10 protein-coding genes and 1 pseudogene are annotated in these 18,521 nt (G+C 56.0%); 5 read left to right on the top strand and 6 right to left on the bottom strand.

Annotated features, from left to right (window positions below; all coding sequences use genetic code 11):
- Window positions 1–104, top strand: a pseudogene (locus KP703_RS12510) (IS5/IS1182 family transposase); the annotation flags it as partial.
- Between the two features lie 91 nt (window positions 105–195).
- Here the strand turns inward: KP703_RS12510 and KP703_RS12505 are convergent.
- Both KP703_RS12505 and KP703_RS12500 read right to left on the bottom strand, forming a co-directional pair.
- Window positions 196–1,035 carry a hypothetical protein gene (locus KP703_RS12505; protein ID WP_252354055.1) on the bottom strand — a complete coding sequence of 280 codons (840 nt, stop codon included), beginning with the start codon at window positions 1,033–1,035 and terminating at the stop codon, window positions 196–198.
- 486 nt (window positions 1,036–1,521) lie between these two features.
- Window positions 1,522–2,241 carry a response regulator transcription factor gene (locus KP703_RS12500; protein WP_062140383.1) on the bottom strand — a complete coding sequence of 240 codons (720 nt, stop codon included), beginning with the start codon at window positions 2,239–2,241 and terminating at the stop codon, window positions 1,522–1,524.
- 149 nt (window positions 2,242–2,390) lie between these two features.
- Here KP703_RS12500 and KP703_RS12495 point away from each other — a divergent pair, with 149 nt between their 5' ends.
- Window positions 2,391–2,906, top strand: a complete 516-nt coding sequence (locus KP703_RS12495) for a L,D-transpeptidase (protein WP_373687493.1) — start codon at window positions 2,391–2,393, stop codon at window positions 2,904–2,906.
- Between the two features lie 6 nt (window positions 2,907–2,912).
- Here KP703_RS12495 and KP703_RS12490 read toward each other — a convergent pair whose 3' ends face one another.
- The 4 genes from KP703_RS12490 to mntR all read right to left on the bottom strand — a co-directional run bounded on the left by KP703_RS12490 (window position 2,913) and on the right by mntR (window position 8,274).
- A complete protein-coding gene (locus KP703_RS12490; RefSeq protein WP_062140385.1) occupies window positions 2,913–4,739 on the bottom strand; it encodes a sodium:proton antiporter in 1,827 nt (608 codons plus the stop codon).
- 112 nt (window positions 4,740–4,851) lie between these two features.
- Complete coding sequence (locus KP703_RS12485) at window positions 4,852–6,168, bottom strand: RsmB/NOP family class I SAM-dependent RNA methyltransferase (RefSeq protein WP_062272387.1); 1,317 nt, start codon at window positions 6,166–6,168, stop codon at window positions 4,852–4,854.
- Window positions 6,169–6,177: 9 nt separating this feature from the next.
- On the bottom strand, window positions 6,178–7,656 hold the full coding sequence (guaB, locus tag KP703_RS12480; RefSeq protein ID WP_062140389.1) for an IMP dehydrogenase: 1,479 nt from the start codon (window positions 7,654–7,656) through the stop codon (window positions 6,178–6,180).
- 138 nt (window positions 7,657–7,794) lie between these two features.
- Window positions 7,795–8,274: a manganese-binding transcriptional regulator MntR gene (gene mntR, locus KP703_RS12475; protein ID WP_215755184.1), complete on the bottom strand. Its 480-nt coding sequence runs from the start codon at window positions 8,272–8,274 to the stop codon at window positions 7,795–7,797.
- 171 nt (window positions 8,275–8,445) lie between these two features.
- Between mntR and KP703_RS12470 the strand changes: the two genes are divergently transcribed.
- From KP703_RS12470 to KP703_RS12460, 3 genes are all read left to right on the top strand, one after another.
- Window positions 8,446–9,801: an Nramp family divalent metal transporter gene (locus tag KP703_RS12470; protein WP_215755183.1), complete on the top strand. Its 1,356-nt coding sequence runs from the start codon at window positions 8,446–8,448 to the stop codon at window positions 9,799–9,801.
- Between the two features lie 105 nt (window positions 9,802–9,906).
- Window positions 9,907–12,195: a TonB-dependent receptor gene (locus KP703_RS12465; RefSeq protein ID WP_252354054.1), complete on the top strand. Its 2,289-nt coding sequence runs from the start codon at window positions 9,907–9,909 to the stop codon at window positions 12,193–12,195.
- Window positions 12,196–12,372: 177 nt separating this feature from the next.
- A complete protein-coding gene (locus KP703_RS12460; protein ID WP_215755182.1) occupies window positions 12,373–18,438 on the top strand; it encodes a DUF3320 domain-containing protein in 6,066 nt (2,021 codons plus the stop codon).
- Window positions 18,439–18,521: the final 83 nt, after the last annotated feature.

Below are 18,521 nucleotides of genomic sequence, written 5' to 3'. Positions count from 1 at the left end.
GAACTGTCGGTATCACCCGGGCCACCATGAGGATCGGGCTGGCCAATATCGTCTACAACATGCGCCGCTTCCTCTTCCTCGAAAGGTTGAACGCGAGCGCGTAGTCATCCAGCGGGAGGGCAGTCCCCGATCTGCTCAAAACGCAGATCAAAAGCTACCCCAAAAACCGTCAATCAAATCGCCAAAACCCTGAAATCACGAGCCAGGCGCATCAACCAACGGTTCTTCGATCCCTCCATCTTTATAAGCTGCGTCCGGGATCACATTTGCATCACTCGTAGTCGCAAATCCCTTGAGAGTCACAATTGTGGTCGTTTTGCCGTCCGCCGTAACCTGAATAAGCAAATCATTGCCGCTTACCTGGGTTGAAAAGGTATCCGAGCTATAATCTGTAGTGGATTTTATTTTTATCTGATCACCGTAGACGAAATTTTCAATATTCAAACCGTCTCCTGATAAATCAGAAAGAGATGTACTATCAATTTCCAGAAGGCCTCCTGCAATGTTGTGGAAATCAATTTTTCCTCCGCCATCAATATTGGCAATTCCAGAAAAATAAACGGAACCTCCTTTAATGTTTATATTGGCAGAATTTATATTGGTATAGTTGGTTCCTGCATTCAAAATTCCACCGATATTGATGTTGTAAACAGCCTGATTACCATTGAAATCATTGCCAACAGACAGCTTGCCGTTGGTAATATTATAAACTCCTTGATTTCCGTTAAATTCGTTGCTTACAAGGAGCGTTCCATTATTGATATTGACTGTGCCTCCTGCTGCATTTGTTAAGTCCCCACCTGCCAGCAGAGCAGGTGTCACGCTAATAGTTGCACCATCTGTAATATTTACAGTACCTGCGTTAAGGTTGAGGTAACCATTAATCGTCAGAGTCGCAGAATTACTAACATTCAGAATATCTCCACCAGTGCCAAGCCCAACGGTTGCGTCTGCGGGAGGTGTATCTGAATTCTGGTTACCATTCCCATTCCAATTCGTCATTGACTGGCTGGCTATAATGTCGGTTTCAGACATACTGATATCCTTCTAATATTTAGAAAGGGCATCAAATTTCTACATAAACCCGCATTAAAAAATGCTGCCCGTAAGAAATTTTTAATGGAAGGCAGGTGGGATTTGCATGCAGAATTTTGATATCCGCTAGGAAGTGATATCAAATTCATAATATATATATTTTGTAATTTATATATCAAGAAATCTATTTGTTTTATTGCGTATATAAATACGGATAAGAATTTATTTTACATATACGATTATTTATAAAAATAGTCGTATATTACTTTTCTTGTTTTTGAATTGTTTTTTATAGAAGCTGCCTCATTAAGTGAGAATGAATCTGTTCGATTTCACACCAAATATTTTCTGATCTTTTTATGTTGGAGAAATTCTTACTTCGTGGTGGGGGTAGTTAAGAGTTCAAAAAAGCAGTTGATCACCAGAAAAAAATACGGATCAGACAGAGCAGTCTGATCCGTATTAGCGTTCTTATGCCTTAGCTTTTCAGTGCGCAGGAACTGCCGCCACTTCCGGGTTCAGGCGGTAGCCACCCCCTTCTGTAATCAGCAGCGTTGCATTGGCCGGATCGGGTTCGATTTTCTGGCGCAGGCGATAGATGTGCGTTTCCAGCGTATGCGTGGTAACTGCGGCATTGTAGCCCCAGACCTCATTCAGCAGCACCTGGCGCGGCACCGGGCGTGTGCCGGCGCGGTAGAGGAACTTCAGAATGGCTGTTTCTTTTTCCGTCAGACGGATACGGCGGTTCTTCAGCGGTTCCTGAAGCAGCTTGGCAGACGGGCGGAATGTGTATGGCCCGATGCTGAACACTGCGTCTTCACTGTTTTCAAACAGACGCATCTGCGCGCGCAGGCGAGCCAGCAACTCTGCAATCCGGAAGGGCTTGGCTACGTAATCATTGGCGCCAGCATCCAGTCCGCGCACAATATCCGCTTCATCGTCTGAACCCGTCAGCATGATGATGGGCATGCGCAGACCGTCTTTCCGCAGCTCAGCACAGAAGTCACGTCCATCGCCATCGGGCAGGCTGACATCCAGCAGAAGTGCATCAAACCGGCTATCCGGCGCCTTCAGTTTTTCGCGCGCCTCAGCCAGAGACGCTGCTTCCTGAACGGTGAATTCTCCCTCAAGCTGCAGTTGCTCAACAAGGGTCTGGCGAAGTATCCGGTCGTCATCAACAACCAATATTGGACGTGCACCCGTCATTGGGTTTTCATCTCCTCAGTGTCAGCCTTCTGGTCGGGCTGTCTCGTCTGTTCGTCTTCTCATAAACTTGTCACGATTCCGCTCAGACCTCTAGTGTGAGCGTGCTATGCGACCTTCATGAAAAATCTGCGAACGGGCAATCTTTGACTATGATGATACACCTCTTGTCCGCTTCATACAGCGGTTCTGACGCACAACTGCATTGCGGACACAAAGTCATGAGCGCCGTAATTGGAAAGAATGGTCTGACAGAGCAAAAGCAGGAGGGCGATCATGCGACCCCCATTGGTATTTTCCCTCTCAGAAAAGTGTATTACCGGGCAGATCGGCTGTTAAAGCCGAAAACAATACTTCCTGTTGAACCACTTAGCCCACAAGATGGGTGGTGTGATGACCCACAAAGCCCTGATTACAATCGCTTTGTCAGGCTCCCTCACCCGGCCCGGCATGAGCGGTTATGGCGTGAAGACCACGTTTATGATCTCATAGTCGTGATGGGATACAACGATAATCCCGCCGTCTCAGGGCGCGGTTCGGCCATTTTTATGCATTTGCAACGTCCAGATCGCACCCCGACTGAAGGCTGTCTTGCCCTCAGCGAATCAGATTTACGCACCGTTCTGGCTGCCGGAGCGGATGCCGTGCAGGTCCACGCTCCGGGCTAAAGAAGGCTAACCGGCCTTCTCTTCCGGCTTCTCGTGTATGGGCGGAACCAGAGCGATGACGCATTGACCAACTTCAGGCGGAGACAGGGCTTCATCTTCTTCCGAGACAATCGTCATCGAAACCCCCTTCTGCAACACGAGGACCACCAGAAGGTTGCTGCTTTCCTGCAGGAGAGTTTCCTGATTGTCCGCTGTGACCTCAACGCTTCTAAACTGCCAGCCTTCTCGAATGAGTGTGTCCAGAAGCGTGAAATTCCACGAAGGTTCCCCCAGCACCTTGCCACGAGCATCCCGACTCAGGCCTCGATACAAGTCCAGCCGCGCAATACCCGGACTGACCTGATAGACGCGCTGACGGCCAAAATGGGGGGCAAGATGGGCGCAGACCAGTCCATTATAAATAGCGTCAGGTGTTGCCGCGATCAGATAATCACCGGGACGCTCTTCCAGACTTTCCGCCCCTTCTTCTGATAGCACTTCTGCTCTCAGCACAGGAACGCCAGCCTTTTCAGCCCTTTGCAGATCCTGCCGGGAATTATCGACCAGCAGAACAGGTGCCCCTGCCCGATGGACGGCGATGGCGAGACCGGTTGACCAGTCATTCGCCCCGACAATCGCCAGAGCCTGTTCATCCGACAAGGTCAGCTTCAGTTTACGGCCAAGCGGTCGCAGGGAGAAACCATGCAGGATCATGGTGGAGGCGATCACGGCGAACACGGCGGGCATGACCAGATCGGCCCCCGGATACCCGGCATCCTGCAACCGCAGCCCGGCAATGCCGGCTACAGCAGCAGCAACAATCCCGCGTGGAGCAATCCAGCCTACAAAAATACGTTCTGCCCAACTCAGGCTGGACCCCATGGTGGCAAGAAAAATCCCCAGCGGTCGCACCAGAAACAGAACGGCTAGTGTCAGCGCGCCAATGGACCATGAGAGATTGGAAAGCTGTGTCCGCTGGAGGTCTGCCGTCAGCAGCACAAACAGCACCGAGACAATCAAAACAACCAGAGATTCTTTCATCCGCTGGATTTCGGCCATGCCCGGAATACGCAGATTAACGAGCGCCATGCCGAAGACCGTAGAGGCAATCAGTCCGGCCCCATCCATTGTAAGGGTGCCGAGGGCGAAAAGGACAAGAGCAATGGTGATCAGGATAGAGCTTTTCAGCACTTCCGGCATCAGGTCCCTTACCAGAAGCCAGCGCACGCCCATGGCCGCCCCAATACCCAGTGCGATGGTCAGCCCGGCACTGGCCAGCATATGCGGCAGAATGAAGCCGAAGAAGGTGCCGGACCCCTCACCCGGGCGCATCAGCAGCACTTCCAGCACCAGCGTTGCCAGAATAGCCCCGACCGGATCATTCACAATGGCTTCCCATCGTAGAAAAGCCGCTATTTTAGGCTGGAGCTTGGCACTGCGCAGCAAGGGCAGAACAACTGTTGGCCCGGTGACGACAATTATGGAGCCAAACAGAAACGCCGGCCCCCAGCCCATCCCGCCAATATAATGGGCCGCCAAACTGCCCAGAATGAGATTAAGCGGAAGAGCTACGAGGGTGAGGCGCAGAACCCCTTCCCCCGCTTCTTTCAGTTGCCTGAAGTCCAGTATCAGGCCGCCCTCAAACACGATCAGAGCAACGGCAAGCGAGACCAGGGGATGAAAGGCCGCTCCCATCATCTCAGACGGATGCAGAATTTCCAGCACAGGCCCATAAAGCAGGCCAAGACTAAACAGCAGCACAATGGCTGGCAGGCGGAAGCGCCATGCCGTCCACTGCGCAAGCATGCTGCCGCCCAGAACACAAAAGAGGAAGATCAGTACACTTTCACTCATGGGTATCCATCTTAATAAACCCTGCTTCACGCCTGTGCGTGACACAACGGCAATGAATTATGCACAGGCCTAATAAGTTAGATACTCAATTTTTTGTCGAGCAGATCTACTCTTAAAGCTCTGTTGTCTCAGCGCCCAGTTCCGGCTTGCGCTCTAACACGGCAGCAAAAAAACCATCGGTTTCATTCTGATGCGGCGTCAGTGAAAACATAGACGTGCCGCGCAAGGATTCAGGCAGCGCCGTGCTGTCTGACGGCACAAGCTGGAAATCCGGATGCCGGTTCAGGAAGGCTTCTACCTGACTGGCATTTTCTGCCCGCAACACGGAACAGGTCGCGTAAACCATCCGGCCACCCGGTTTGACGAGAGATGAGGCTCTGTCCAGAATTTCGGCCTGCTTGACCAGCAATTCTTCCAGATCCTGTTCCGTCATCCGCAAGCGGGCATCAGGATTACGCCGCCATGTGCCTGTGCCACTGCACGGCGCATCGACCAGAACGCGGTCAAACGATTTGGCGCGTCTCTTCGCCCATTTGTCCCCGGTTTTCAGCAGGTGACGTTCCACATTATGCACCCCGGCACGACGCAGGCGGCGCACCGCACCATCCAGACGGACTTCAGACACATCGCACGCAGCAATATGTCCTTTGTTTTCCATCATCATGGCCATAGCCAGCGTCTTACCACCGGCCCCGGCGCAATAATCCAGAACGCGCATTTCCGGGGTCACCCCCATGATGGCGGCCACAAGCTGGCTGCCTTCGTCCTGAATTTCGATCCGACCGTCCTTGAAGGGCGTGGTGGACGTAACAGGCAGACGCCCGTTCAATCGCAGGCCCCACGGGGAAAGCGGTGTTAAGATCGCATGCAGCCCTTCACGCCCCAGCGCATTTTGCGCATCCCGCCGGTTTGTGCGGAGGATGTTAACGCGCAGATCCAGCGTTGCAGGCTCAGAAAGGGCTGCCAGTTCGGCATCCAGCTTGTCGCCAAATGTTTCTTCCAGACGCGGCAAAAGCCAGTCTGGCAATTCCAACCGAACCGCACGCGGCATATCCGCGTTATCCAGCGTGCCGCCAGCCAGAGCGGATACAACATCCTGCTCGGCATACGTCAGCGCACCCGGAGCAAAGCGGCCCTCAGCAAAGAGGTCCGCAATTTCCCGCGCAGGCCAGCCCTTGAGCACAAGGTTGGCGGCGGCAAGAGTGCGCGGGGTAATATCGGCCCCGCACTTGGTCAGCCACCAGCCGAGCCGACGCCAGGCCCGCATGATCTCCCAGACCATGCCGGAAACTGCCCGACGGTCTCCCCCACCGATATAACGCCGTTCACGAAAAAAGCTGTTGGCAACGGCGTCAGCCGGTTTTCTGGGAGCAGCCTCCATAGCTGTCAGAAGATCAATGGAGGCACCCAGCCGAGCAGAAGGAGTCATAGGTAAGGTTCAGTCCCGACGATAGTTAGGGGCTTCACGCGTGATGGACACGTCATGAACATGGCTTTCACGCAGACCAGCGCCAGTAATGCGGCGGAAGCGCGCATTCTGCTGAAGGTCTTTGAGTTCCGGAGACCCGGTATAGCCCATACCGGCTTTCAGGCCACCCACCAGCTGGTGGATAACGGCAGCCATCCCGCCTTTATAAGCAACGCGGCCTTCAATCCCCTCCGGCACCAGCTTGAGAGAGTCCCGCACTTCCTGCTGGAAGTAACGGTCTGCCGAGCCACGCGCCATGGCGCCAAGGCTGCCCATGCCGCGATAGGATTTGTAGGAGCGGCCCTGATACAGGAACACTTCACCCGGCGCTTCTTCCGTGCCAGCCAGCAGAGAGCCCACCATCACGACATTAGCGCCGGCACCAATCGCCTTTACAATGTCACCCGATGTGCGGATGCCACCATCAGCAATGCAGGGAATGTTCAGTTCACGGCAGGCAACAGACGTTTCCAGCACAGCAGAGAACTGAGGCACGCCGACACCGGCCACGATACGCGTGGTGCAGATGGACCCCGGACCAATGCCGATTTTCACGCAGTCGGCGCCGGATGCAACCAGTGCCTGTGCGGCTTCCGGCGTGGCCACGTTACCGGCAACAATCTGAATGTTGCTATCAAGCGCTTTCAGGCGTTCGACAGCCCGCAGCACGCCGGAAGAATGACCGTGGGCGGTATCCACCACCAGCACGTCCACCCCGGCTTCTACCAGCAGTTTTGCGCGGTTAAACCCGTCATCACCCACACCGGTCGCCGCGGCGCAGCGCAGGCGGCCAAGGCTGTCCTTGATAGCCAGCGGGTAAGCAACGGCTTTATCCATGTCCTTGACGGTGATGATCCCGACGCAACGGTCGGCCTCATCCACCACCAGCAGCTTTTCAATGCGGTGTTTGTGCAGGAGCTGGCGGGCTGTGTCCGGGTCTGCCCCGTCACGCACCGTCACCAGTCCGTCATGCGTCATCAGCTCGGAAACGCGCTGGTTGGGGTCAACAGCAAAGCGCACGTCACGGTTGGTGATGATGCCGATCAGCTTTTGTGTGCCCGGCTCAACCACCGGCAGACCGCTGATGCCGTTGCGCTGCATGATCTCGCGTACTTCAGCCAGCGTCTGATCCGGTCCGACGGTTACAGGATTAACCACCATGCCCGATTCGAAGCGCTTGACGCGGCGAACATGCTCAGCCTGTTCTTCCGGCGTCAGGTTCTTGTGAATTACGCCAAGGCCGCCCTGCTGCGCCATGGCGATGGCCATCTGATCTTCCGTCACCGTGTCCATGGCGGCAGAAACCAGCGGAATATTGAGCTCAATGGAGCGTGTCAGACGTGTGCGAACGGACGTCTGGTTGGGGACAACCTCAGAAGCAGCGGGAACGACGAGAACGTCATCAAACGCCAAGGCTTCGGTAACACGGCTGTAGGGGGAAGAAGTCATACAACGGGAACCCTTGACCAGATTGCGATTGGGGGCACCCGACAGCAGAGTATCGCCGCAGGTCACCGACCATTGGCGCTTCCTCTTATGGTCTTGCCCGCTTAAAGGCAAGAGAAGAGACACAAAATTGACAGCTTTTTAAAATTGCTGCGGCTTCAGCGTTCCGGTTTTTAACGCCCTGCGGAACGCTTCCAGGGTGGCATCACTCACAAAATGCTCCATGCCTTCGGCATCCAGACGGGCTGTGACGGCATCCACGCCAAGGGCGAGCAGAAACTCTTCCACCAGTTGATGCCTCGCCCGGACAGTTTCCGCCAGCGCAACGCCAGTCTCAGTCAAAAACACGCCGCGATAGGGTTTGCGGGTGACAAACCCCTCCGCTTCCAGACGGACCAGCATTTTGGCGACTGTCGGCTGAGAGACACCGAGCCGGTCGGCAATATCGACCTGCCGGGCCTCCTGCCCTTCTGTCAGCAGGTCATCAATCAGTTCGACATAGTCCTCAATCAGAACATTGCGTCTTGCCTCCCGTGCATGCCGAAAGCCTTCACTCTGGCTTTCAACATCCGGCATGACGGGCTGGCGTTCTTTCACCTGAGGATCTCCGTGTAACAGCATGGTGAGGGAGCTATAGCGAATTCGGTCCCTCAGCAAAAGCATCTTCACGCCGAGATGATTTGGGTTCTGGCGCGCCACAAAAACGCAAAGACTTTACCTTATAGCCTATTGCATATTTCTGGAATCCGTTTGTAATGTTCGAAATCACTTTTCGATAAAGCCCTTCATCGCATGCCCGTATCTCCCGCCTCACACCTCCGCACAGCCCTGAGTTCTGTTTTTTCGGCACAGGAGAGCAGACTAAGCCTGCCCGAAGCGCACGCCTCCATTGCGGTGCCGGAAGGTGCGTCCAGACTGCGGCGCTTTCTGGCGTTTGTGGGGCCGGGTTACATGGTGTCCGTCGGCTATATGGATCCTGGCAACTGGGCGACCGACCTGGCTGGCGGGGCGCAGTTTGGCTTTACGCTGCTGTCCGTCATCATGCTGTCCAACCTGATGGCCATTCTGCTGCAATCCCTCGCCGCCCGATTGGGGATTGCGACAGGGCATGATCTTGCGCAGGCTTGCCGGGCTTATTTTCCGCGGAGTGTGAACATTCTGCTCTGGCTGGCTTGTGAAGTTGCGATTATCGCATGCGATCTGGCCGAAGTGATTGGGACCGCCATAGCGCTTCAACTGCTCTTCGGCATGCCGCTCCTGCTGGGAGCCTGTCTTTCTGCGCTCGATGCCATTGTGCTGTTGCTGTTGATGCGTCTGGGTTTCCGGTGGCTGGAGGCATTTGTCATGGCGTTGCTCAGCCTGATTGCTGTGTGTTTTGCGTTCCAGATTGCCGCCGCCGCTCCGCCAGTTGCGGCCATTATGAAGGGCTTCATCCCCTCCCCGGTTATTCTGACCAACCCACAGATGCTCTATGTCGCCATCGGCATCGTCGGCGCTACGGTCATGCCACACAATCTCTATCTTCACTCCGCACTGGTGCAGACCCGTACCTATGCGCGGACGTCTGCTGGCAGGAGGGAGGCTATTCGCTGGGCCACGCTGGACAGCACCATCGCCCTGATGCTCGCTCTGTTTGTGAATGCTGGCATCCTGATTGTTGCGGCTGCGGCCTTCCATACAACCGGACATCAGGACGTTGCGGAGATTGATCAGGCTTACAAGCTGATCTCTCCACTTCTCGGACTTGGTATTGCATCCACGCTATTTGCCGTAGCCCTTCTGGCAGCGGGCACCAATTCAACCGTGACCGGCACGCTGGCCGGGCAGATTGTCATGGAAGGGTTTCTGCACCTCCGCATGGCGCCGTGGGCACGACGGTTGCTGACGCGTGGACTGGCTATTCTGCCGGTTATTCTGGTTACGCTGTTATGGGGCTCTAAAGGGACCGGAGATCTGCTGGTATTCAGTCAGATCGTCCTCTCCATGCAGCTTCCCTTTGCGGTAATCCCGCTCGTCTGGTTTGTGTCGGATCGCCAGAAAATGGGGGAGTTTGCGCTCTCTCGCCCTGTCTCGCTTCTTGCATGGGGTGTGGCAGGTCTGATCCTGATCCTGAATTTCAAACTACTTTACGACACGGTATGCGGGTAACGCGCTCCCTCTTCTTTCTGTCTGCTTCCTTCTGACTTTTTGCCTGCGAAAGAGACGCACAAGGTGCTTCAGTTTAGCTCTCAATATAGCAAATGCTATGATAAAATGGATCTTGTTAATTATAACGCAAACGGTAAATCATGTCCGATTTTGCCGCGTGGCGTAAAATCAGTTCCCTATGCTGCACTGGCGTTATGGTGCGCACTTCCGGTTGCGCAGAGCTATGCGGAAACTCTGCCCGCGATCCACGCCGGGCAGAGTAAAACATCGGGACATCTGAAAGCTGTCACCCCTCCTCCCGGCGTTCTGCCTGTGTCAGAACAGCATAAAACGGCACAGGCTGAGCATACGCAGCAGCAAAGGATGGATGTCGCGACAGGCAAAACAGAAGCTGTCACAGTCCATGCAGCGTTCAATTCTGCACGCGCGCGCATTGCGCCGAACCTGGGGGCCGTCGCCTATCGTATGGGGCAGGCGCAGATTAATACGACACCGGGGGGGGAGAACGCAGCCTTTAATCAGGTGCTGCTCCGCATGCCCGGCGTGGTGATGGATTCATTTGGGGAAGAGCATGTTCGGGGCGAGCATGGCGGTCTGACCTACCGGATTAACGGTGTTCTGTTGCCGGAAGGTTTGAACGGGTTTGGCCAGGAACTGGACACCCGGATTATTGACTCTGTCACACTAATGACCGGCACCCTGCCCGCTCAGTTCGGCTTTCGGACTGCGGGAATTGTCGATGTTACGGCCAAATCAGGCAGTTCTCTGAATAACCGGGAAATCTCTCTGTATGGCGGTAGCTATAACAGCTTTAACCCGTCTTTTCAGGTTGGCGGTAGCAAGGGGCAATGGGAGTATTTCGTCTCAGGGTCGTTCAACCGGAATAACATTGGGATCGAAAACCCTACCCCGGCTTTTCGCGCCACACATGATGTGACTGAGCAGGGAAAGGCCTTTGGCTACGCGTCCTACCATTTTGATGACACAAGCCGCCTCAGTCTGCTGACCAGCGTTTCCGATGCAAATTTTGAAATCCCCAATGCAGCCGGCCTTCCCAAGCTATACGCCATTCAGAATGTAGGCGATGTGCACTCTCAGGACGTGAATGACCGACAGAATGAGCAGAATTACTATGTGGTTCTCTCTTACCAGAAAACCGGGCAGAGGCTGAACTACCAGATCTCCCCCTATTTCCGGTACGGCGGCATTCATTACACGCCGGACCCGGTACGGGATATGGTGTTTCAGGGCGTGGCGGAGAAGGAAAACAATACCTTCACCACAGGCGGCCTTCAGTTTGATGCCTCGTATGAAGCCCTCAAGACGCATACCATCCGTTTTGGCGTGCTGGGACAATATACGTCTGAAAAATTGTGGACGCGCACGGATGTCCTGCCGGTTGATGAGGCAGGCCTCCAGACCTCCACGCATCCCACATCCATTCAGGACAATACCGGCAACTGGGCCGCAGAGGCTGGCGCTTATCTTCAGGATGAATGGAAATTTCTGAAAGGCGTCACGCTCAATTATGGCGTGCGGTATGACCGGTTTGAAGCCTCTTTCGACCATGAAGGACAAGCCAGCCCCCGCGCTAATCTGGTCTGGGAGGTTGACCGGTCCACCACCGTGCATTTTGGCTATTCACGCTACTTCGCGCCACCCACAGCCCAGTATATTGGCCAGTCCACTCTGCTGAAATTTGCGGGCACCACCAATTCCCCGGAAAATTTCAACGCGACAGCCACGAAGGTCGAGCGGTCAAATTACTTCGATATTGGTCTGTCTCATCGTTTTGCGCAGGGGCTCTCCATCACAGTAGACGGCTTTTACAAACAGGCCAGAAATCTTGGAGACCTCGGGCAATTTGGGCGTGCTGTTATTCTCACCCCCTTCAGCTACAGAACAGGCAAGGTTTACGGCGCCGAATTTGGTGGGAATTACCATTACAAAGGCCTGACGGTTTTCGGGAATTTTTCCTTTGTGAATACTGCGGCCAAAGACGTGAATTCGGCCCAGTATCAGTTCCCGGCTGATGAGCTAGCCTATATCAGGACCCACGCCATCAAGCTGGATCATGAAGGCGAATTTACATCCAGCGCAGGGGCCTCTTATGGCTGGGCAGGCAACAAAGCCTATGTGGACTTCCTGTACGGCTATGGTCTGCGCTCAGGCTTTGCCAATACTGAAAAGCAGCCCAGCTATCACATCATCAATATTGGGTATGAGCACACCTTCAAAAACATCCGCCCCCTCAAAGGGCTGAAACTGCGCGTGGATGTCATGAACCTGTTTGATGCACGCTACCAGATCCGGAATGGCAGTGGTCTGGGGGTTTTTATGTCGCAATACGGGCAAAGACGGGCTGGATACCTGACTGCTGTGATCCAGTTCTAATCCCACTCCACTCTGGGGGATGACGTTCCAAGCGCTTGATAATGAGGCTATTTTATTCACCAGACAAAATTTGTTCTGCAAATGTCCCTTACATTTTATCCCATCAGGCCCCATAACAACGCCAGAGATTTTTGCGTGGCTTCCGGCCCTGCAAACTGAGTTCTGGAGAGATGACACATGGATTTAGAGCATACGGAAGAGGTTTCCATCGCAACGGAAACACCGCAGCCAGAACCTGTTCCGGCTCCTTCCCCGTCGCCTGTCCTCAAAGTCTCCCTGCAGGATGCCCTGAACGCCTCGCTCTGGGAAAACAGCGTGCCCGTTCTGCTGGAACTGGCTCTGCAGAACGAAACGGACCGTAGCTTTTCCCAGATTGACGTGACAGTCAGCAGTGAGCCGCCGGTTATTCGCCCTCGTGCATGGCACCTCCAGCAGGTGGAGCCGGGGCAGTTTCGTACCCTGAAAGACCTTGATCTAAAACTGGACGGGGCGTTTCTCAGCAGCCAGACCGAAGCCTCTCGCGCCTCTGTCACCTTTGTGGCGACGAATAAGGAAACCGGAAAGGAGCTGGCCCGCCACACTGCCGATGTGCGTGTTCTGGCCCGCAATGAATGGGGTGGTCTGTCCGGTATTCCAGATATTCTGGCCGCATTCGTACTGCCGAATGACCCGGCTATTGCCCGTATCCTGCGCAGCGCGACGGATATCCTGAAAAAGGAAGGCCTCACCCCCTCTCTGGAAGGATATCAGGGCACCAAGGAACGGGTCTGGCAGCAGGCGCAGGCGATCTGGTGCGCCGTCTGCCAGCTTGATCTGGCCTATATCAACCCGCCCGCGTCTTTTATCGACCACGGGCAACGCGTCCGGCTGCCCAGCCAGATTGTGGAAGAACGTCTGGCGACTTGTCTGGACACCACAGTGCTGTTCGCGGCCTGTCTGGAAGCTGTCGGTATTCGCCCGGTTATTGTGCTGACGCAAGGCCACGCTTTTACCGGCTTCTGGCTGGCAAAACTGGATGCCGGGGTTTCCGTCATGCAGGATCTGCCTGCCCTCCGGAACCGCCTGAAATTGCAGGATCTGGCGGTGTTTGAAACAACGCTGGTCACGGCAGGTCGCAAGCCCAGCTTCTCTGTCGCATGTGAAAAAGGAGAAGCCAACCTGCGTCACGCGGGCGAGGACGAAGACAATACGTTCCGCGAGATTATTGACATCCACCGCGCCAGATTGCGCCGCATCCATCCGCTGTCCTGCACCCTGCCCACAGCGCCGACGGAAGACCAGCCCGACGCAGAAGAGCCGGAAGCCGCCCTGCCCGTGTTTGAAGCGGCCCCCGCTCTGCGGCAAGACCCACAGGACGCGGAAGAGGACAAGCCCGCCACGCCAGCGGACCGGCTACAGCGCTGGTGTAACCGCCTGCTGGATATGTCGGGCCGCAATCGCCTGCTTAATCTGCCCCGCTCAGACAAACAGCTGATTGTTATTGATTGCCCGAACGCGTCCGAGCTTGAAAATCATCTGGCCGCCATGCGGGCGGGCCGGCTGACAAAGCCTCTGCGGTTCTGCCCCCGGCCGGACATGATGGACGAGGACGACCCGCGTCAGGCCAGCCTGCATCATGAACGCTACCATGAAGATGCGGCCCGCGCTTACGCTGAGGAGGCTCTGGAGCGGAATGAACTGCTGGTCTCCCGTAAGGAAAACCAGCTTCAGGCAGCCCTGACAGAGCTTTACCGCCGAGCCCGTGCGGCCGAGCATGAGGGTGGGTCTAACGTGCTGTTCCTGACCATCGGCGCTCTGGCGTGGACGGCAGAAGGACGGGACAAGCCTTTCCTGGCCCCACTGATCCTGATTCCGGTTATTCTGGAACGGCCCAGCATCAAATCTGGCTTTGTCCTGCGTGCGCATCCGGATGAAAGCCGGATTAACGCAACATTGCTGGAAATGCTTCAGGCTGATTACGATCTGCGTTTCCCGGCTTTGGAGGGCCAAACGCTTCCGGAAGATGAGTCCGGTCTGGATGTTGAGCGTATTCTGGAACTCTTCCGTGTTGGCCTGCGCGCCGTGCCCGGCTGGGAAGTGCGGGATTACGTCACACTTACCACGCTCTCCTTCGCCAAGTTCCTGATGTGGAAAGACCTGCAGGAACGGAGTGACAAGCTCCGCACCAGCGAAGTCGCCACACGCCTGCTGGATGGCATCACCGCAGACGATACCGAGGCAGCGCCCCTGCCCCGTTTTTTTGAAGTTGATGGCTCTCTGGACGAGGCACTCGTCAAGGCGGACCTTATCTGCCCGATGGAAGCTGATTCCTCGCAGCTTAAAGCAGTTGCCCGTGCGGCATCCGGGGAAAGCTTTGTGCTCATCGGGCCGCCCGGCACCGGGAAAAGCCAGACCATTGCCAATATTATTGCCAACACACTGGCGCAAAACCGCACCATTCTGTTCGTCGCGGAAAAACGGACGGCGCTGGAAGTGGTGCGCAACCGCCTGAAGCAGATCGGGCTGGCGGAATTCTGTCTGGACCTGTTCTCGCCCAAAGCCAGCAAACTCGCTGTGCTTGGCCAGTTGGAAGCGGCTCAGACCGTGCTGGAAAACTTCAGCCCGGATGAGTGGGCTCACAATCGCCAGCAACTTGACCAGATCCGTGCCGAACTGAACAACTACGTTGTTGTGCTGCATCAGAAATGGCGCAACGGCTGGACGGCCTATCGCGCCATTGGCGTGACGCTCCGCGCGGATGATGCGCAAACGCTCGTCATTCCCCTGTCATGGCCTGATTGTAATGCCCATACCGCGCAGGATTATCAGACGCTGGCCGATACGGCGGAAAATATCGCCAGCCTCTATGAGCGCATTGGCGATGTCGTGCAGTCGCCCAAACTGGCCGGGCTTGAGCATGTTGAATGGTCGCCCATCTGGGAAGGCCGTTTGCTGGATGCCGTCACCGCAGCACTTGCCAGCCTGAGCCGCCTGCGCACCACCGCAGAGGAGGCCGCGCACGCTCTGGGACTGGAGGCGTCAGACTTGTCTCTGCGCCGCCTCCGACAGATGAGCATTCTGTGCACCCAGCTCCTGAAACCGGAAGCCTGTGCATGGGCTTTTCCGGATACCTCTCAACAAACCCTGAATACTCTTCTGGCCGAAAAAACGCCCATTGCACGGCACGCCCAGCTCAAAGGCGAACTCCGTACAGACTGGAAGCCGGAAGTGTTGAGCCTGCCGCTGGAAAACATGGTGCAGGAATGGCAGGAGTCCAAGGAGAAGTGGATTTTTGCCCGGTCTAAAATTCAGAAGACCCTGCGCAAAAAGCTGGAAAACCATACAAGCACCCTGCCAGACGAGTGTGAGGATGATCTGGTCCGTCTGGCGGAAATACAGGCTCTGGAAAAGCAGCTAAAGGACGCGCCGCATCACGCTGTTGTTGGCCCGGTATGGCAAGGTCTGGATACAGACTTCAGCACCATTGAGGCCATGCATGCATGGGGGGCTGAAACACGCTCGGCACTGGCCGCCTGCGCGGGCGATACAGCTGCCTTGCTCAGCGCCCGGACGCATCTGAACGCTCTTTTGCGTGATGGAATGGATCTGTTGCGCACTGGCGGGCCAGTCAATCATACCCTGAAGGCATTTCAGGCCGCTCTGACCGAGTGCCTGACGAGCCTTGAAGCCCTCGGCACCCTGAGTGGGTCAGACGGACTGGCGCTGGTCGAAAGCAGCCAGAAAACATGGCCGGACGCCATGACAGAAACCCTGCAGGCCTGGAAACAGTCCGCGCGGGATCTGCGTGACTGGTGTTCCTGGAAACATGCCTGTCAGGATGCGGTCCGGCTTGGCCTGACCCCGCTGATTGCCGCCATTGACCATGGTCTGGTGGCATCACATGATGTCACACGGGTGTTTGAAGCCAATTACGCTCGCTGGTGGGTCCGCTTTGCGATTGATCAGTCGCCCCTGCTACGTGGCTTTGTGGCGGCAACGCACGAAAAGCAGATTGAGCGGTTCCGCACACTGGACCGCAACTTGATGGAAATGTCTGTCAAACTGATCCGCTCACAACTGGCCGGGCAGATCCCGGATGCCAGAACCCGCCAGACAGACCCGGAATATAAGGTTCTGACACGGGAACTGGCCAAGAAAATGCAGCACCTCCCCATCAGGCAGCTGGCAGAAAAAATGCCCACAGCCCTGCGTCGTCTGACACCCTGCCTGATGATGAGTCCGCTCTCCGTCGCGCAATATCTGCCTGCCGATGCCACCGCGTTTGATCTGGTGATTTTCGATGAGGCCTCGCAGATCCCCACATGGGATGCCATCGGGGCGATTGGCCGCGGCAAGCAGGTTATTGTGGTAGGCGACCCCAAACAGTTGCCACCCACAGACTTCTTCAACCGGACAGCCTCCGATACGGATGAGGTGATGGAAACCCAGACCTGTGATCTGGAATCCATTCTGGATGAATGCCTTGGAGCAGGTGTGCCGCCCGTTAATCTCTCGTGGCATTATCGCAGCCGGCATGAGAGCCTGATTGCGTTCTCTAATCAGGCCTATTATGGCGGCCAGCTCATTACTTTCCCGTCGCCCGTCACCAAAGATCAGGCGGTTTCTTTCCGTTTTGTGCCGGGTGGCGTCTATATGCGTGGCGCTGGCCGCACTAACCCGGTAGAAGCCCGTGCTGTTGTGGCGGAGGCGCTTCGTCTGTTGCAGGATGGCTCCGAGCGTTCTCTGGGCATTGTCACCTTCAATAGTGACCAGCAAACCCTGATTACGGATCTGATGGACAAGGCCCGGAGCGAAGACCCGGCTCTTGAGCGGTTCTTTAGCGATGAAGCCGCGGAGCCAGTGCTGATCCGCAATCTGGAAAACGTACAGGGTGAGGAGCGTGATATCATGCTGTTTTCCCTGACCTACGGGCCGGATCAGGCTGGCAAGATTACTCTGAATTTTGGTCCGCTGAACCGCGATGGGGGTGAGCGCCGCCTGAACGTCGCCATCACCCGTGCCCGTGAGCGCCTGATCGTGTTCGGCTCCCTGCACGGGGATCAGATTGATATTGCCCGCACGCAGGCCGTCGGGGTGCATGATCTGCGCAAATTCCTCACCTTTGCCGAACATGGTGCCACTGCTCTGGCAGGATTGCATGAAGGCTCTGTGGGCGACTTTGATAGTGATTTTGAAAAGGAAGTCGCGGCCCTGCTCCGCCTGAAAGGCTGGCAGGTCGTGCCGCAGATTGGCGTTTCCGGCTTCCGGGTTGATCTGGGCGTTGTGGACCCGGATCGGCCGACCACTTTCCTTGCCGGAGTGGAATGTGATGGCGCAACCTATCATCGCAGCGCCACGGCGCGCGACCGTGACCGGCTGCGGCAGGCTGTTCTGGAAAATCTGGGCTGGACCATCCTCAGAATCTGGTCAACCGACTGGTGGACCAACGCACAGCGCGAATGTGACAGGCTGGACAAAGCCCTGCAGGCCCTGCTGACCAAAACACGGGAAGAGCGTACCGCGCAGGAGGAAGAGGAGCGCGGCCGTGCTGCCCTTCTCCCTGCAGCAACTGATCCTGCTGAGGCACAAGTGGCTGCCTTGTCACAGGATGATGCCGGGAACACGGAGGGAGCCTCAACTCTCCCTGACAGTTCTGCAGCCGGTGGAACTCCATTAGGCGAGCCGGGTCTTTACGCACGGGCACCGGAGCATGTGTCGTCGCAGACCGCCCCAGTGTTACCCATCATAGAACCTGAGGTCTCTGAACCTCTGCCAGATGCAGTCCCCGATCAGGCTCTGTTCTTCAAGGAAACCTACACCCCAACACTGATCCGCCTCATCCAGCAGGAGGCAAACCGGCATGGTCCGGTGCGGGAAGATCTGCTCGTCCAGTCTATCTCTCGTCAGCATGGCTTTGCGCGGGCCGGGCGAGAAATCCGCGAGCGTGTTCAGGGGCTGATCCCCGCCTCTCTCCCGCGCACGCAGGAAGATGTAGGCACCTTTATCTGGCCGGAAAACCTCTCGCCGGATGCACCGCTACCTTTCAAAGCCCCCGCCCCGCAGGAAACGCTGGACCCGGCAACCGTGCCGCTTGCCATGCTGGTCAGTCTGGCAAAAACACTGTTGGTTACCGGGCTGCCCGATGAGGAGCTTATTGCCACTATGCGCAAAGCCTGTGGCATGGGGCGTATGGGAGCCGCCACGCGCGCCCGGTTTGAGGCAGCTTTAGCGCGCAGTCGTGGTGCGGAAGATGGTATCGCCTGACAAAGCCACCTCCATCAGCTTCGTTCAACCCGGCTGCGGAACGCTTGCCCCCTGCATACCGTTCAGACTGAAGAGTTCCTTCT

This window comes from Acetobacter sp. P5B1, assembly GCF_018811985.1.
Classification (GTDB): domain Bacteria; phylum Pseudomonadota; class Alphaproteobacteria; order Acetobacterales; family Acetobacteraceae; genus Acetobacter; species Acetobacter cerevisiae.
The sequence above is the reverse complement of the archived record's forward strand: the minus strand, read 5'-3'. Positions and strand labels throughout refer to the sequence as shown.

Excerpts from the sequence above, each read along its gene's own strand:
- guaB (WP_062140389.1), bottom strand. The coding sequence starts at position 7,656 with ATGACTTCTTCCCCCTACAGCCGTGTTACCGAAGCCTTGGCGTTTGAT.
- KP703_RS12470 (WP_215755183.1), top strand. The coding sequence starts at position 8,446 with ATGCCCGTATCTCCCGCCTCACACCTCCGCACAGCCCTGAGTTCTGTT.
- KP703_RS12465 (WP_252354054.1), top strand. The coding sequence starts at position 9,907 with ATGGATCTTGTTAATTATAACGCAAACGGTAAATCATGTCCGATTTTG.
- KP703_RS12500 (WP_062140383.1), bottom strand. The coding sequence starts at position 2,241 with ATGACGGGTGCACGTCCAATATTGGTTGTTGATGACGACCGGATACTT.
- KP703_RS12490 (WP_062140385.1), bottom strand. The coding sequence starts at position 4,739 with ATGAGTGAAAGTGTACTGATCTTCCTCTTTTGTGTTCTGGGCGGCAGC.
- KP703_RS12460 (WP_215755182.1), top strand. The coding sequence starts at position 12,373 with ATGGATTTAGAGCATACGGAAGAGGTTTCCATCGCAACGGAAACACCG.
- KP703_RS12485 (WP_062272387.1), bottom strand. The coding sequence starts at position 6,168 with ATGACTCCTTCTGCTCGGCTGGGTGCCTCCATTGATCTTCTGACAGCT.
- KP703_RS12495 (WP_373687493.1), top strand. The coding sequence starts at position 2,391 with ATGATGATACACCTCTTGTCCGCTTCATACAGCGGTTCTGACGCACAA.
- mntR (WP_215755184.1), bottom strand. The coding sequence starts at position 8,274 with ATGCTGTTACACGGAGATCCTCAGGTGAAAGAACGCCAGCCCGTCATG.
- KP703_RS12505 (WP_252354055.1), bottom strand. The coding sequence starts at position 1,035 with ATGTCTGAAACCGACATTATAGCCAGCCAGTCAATGACGAATTGGAAT.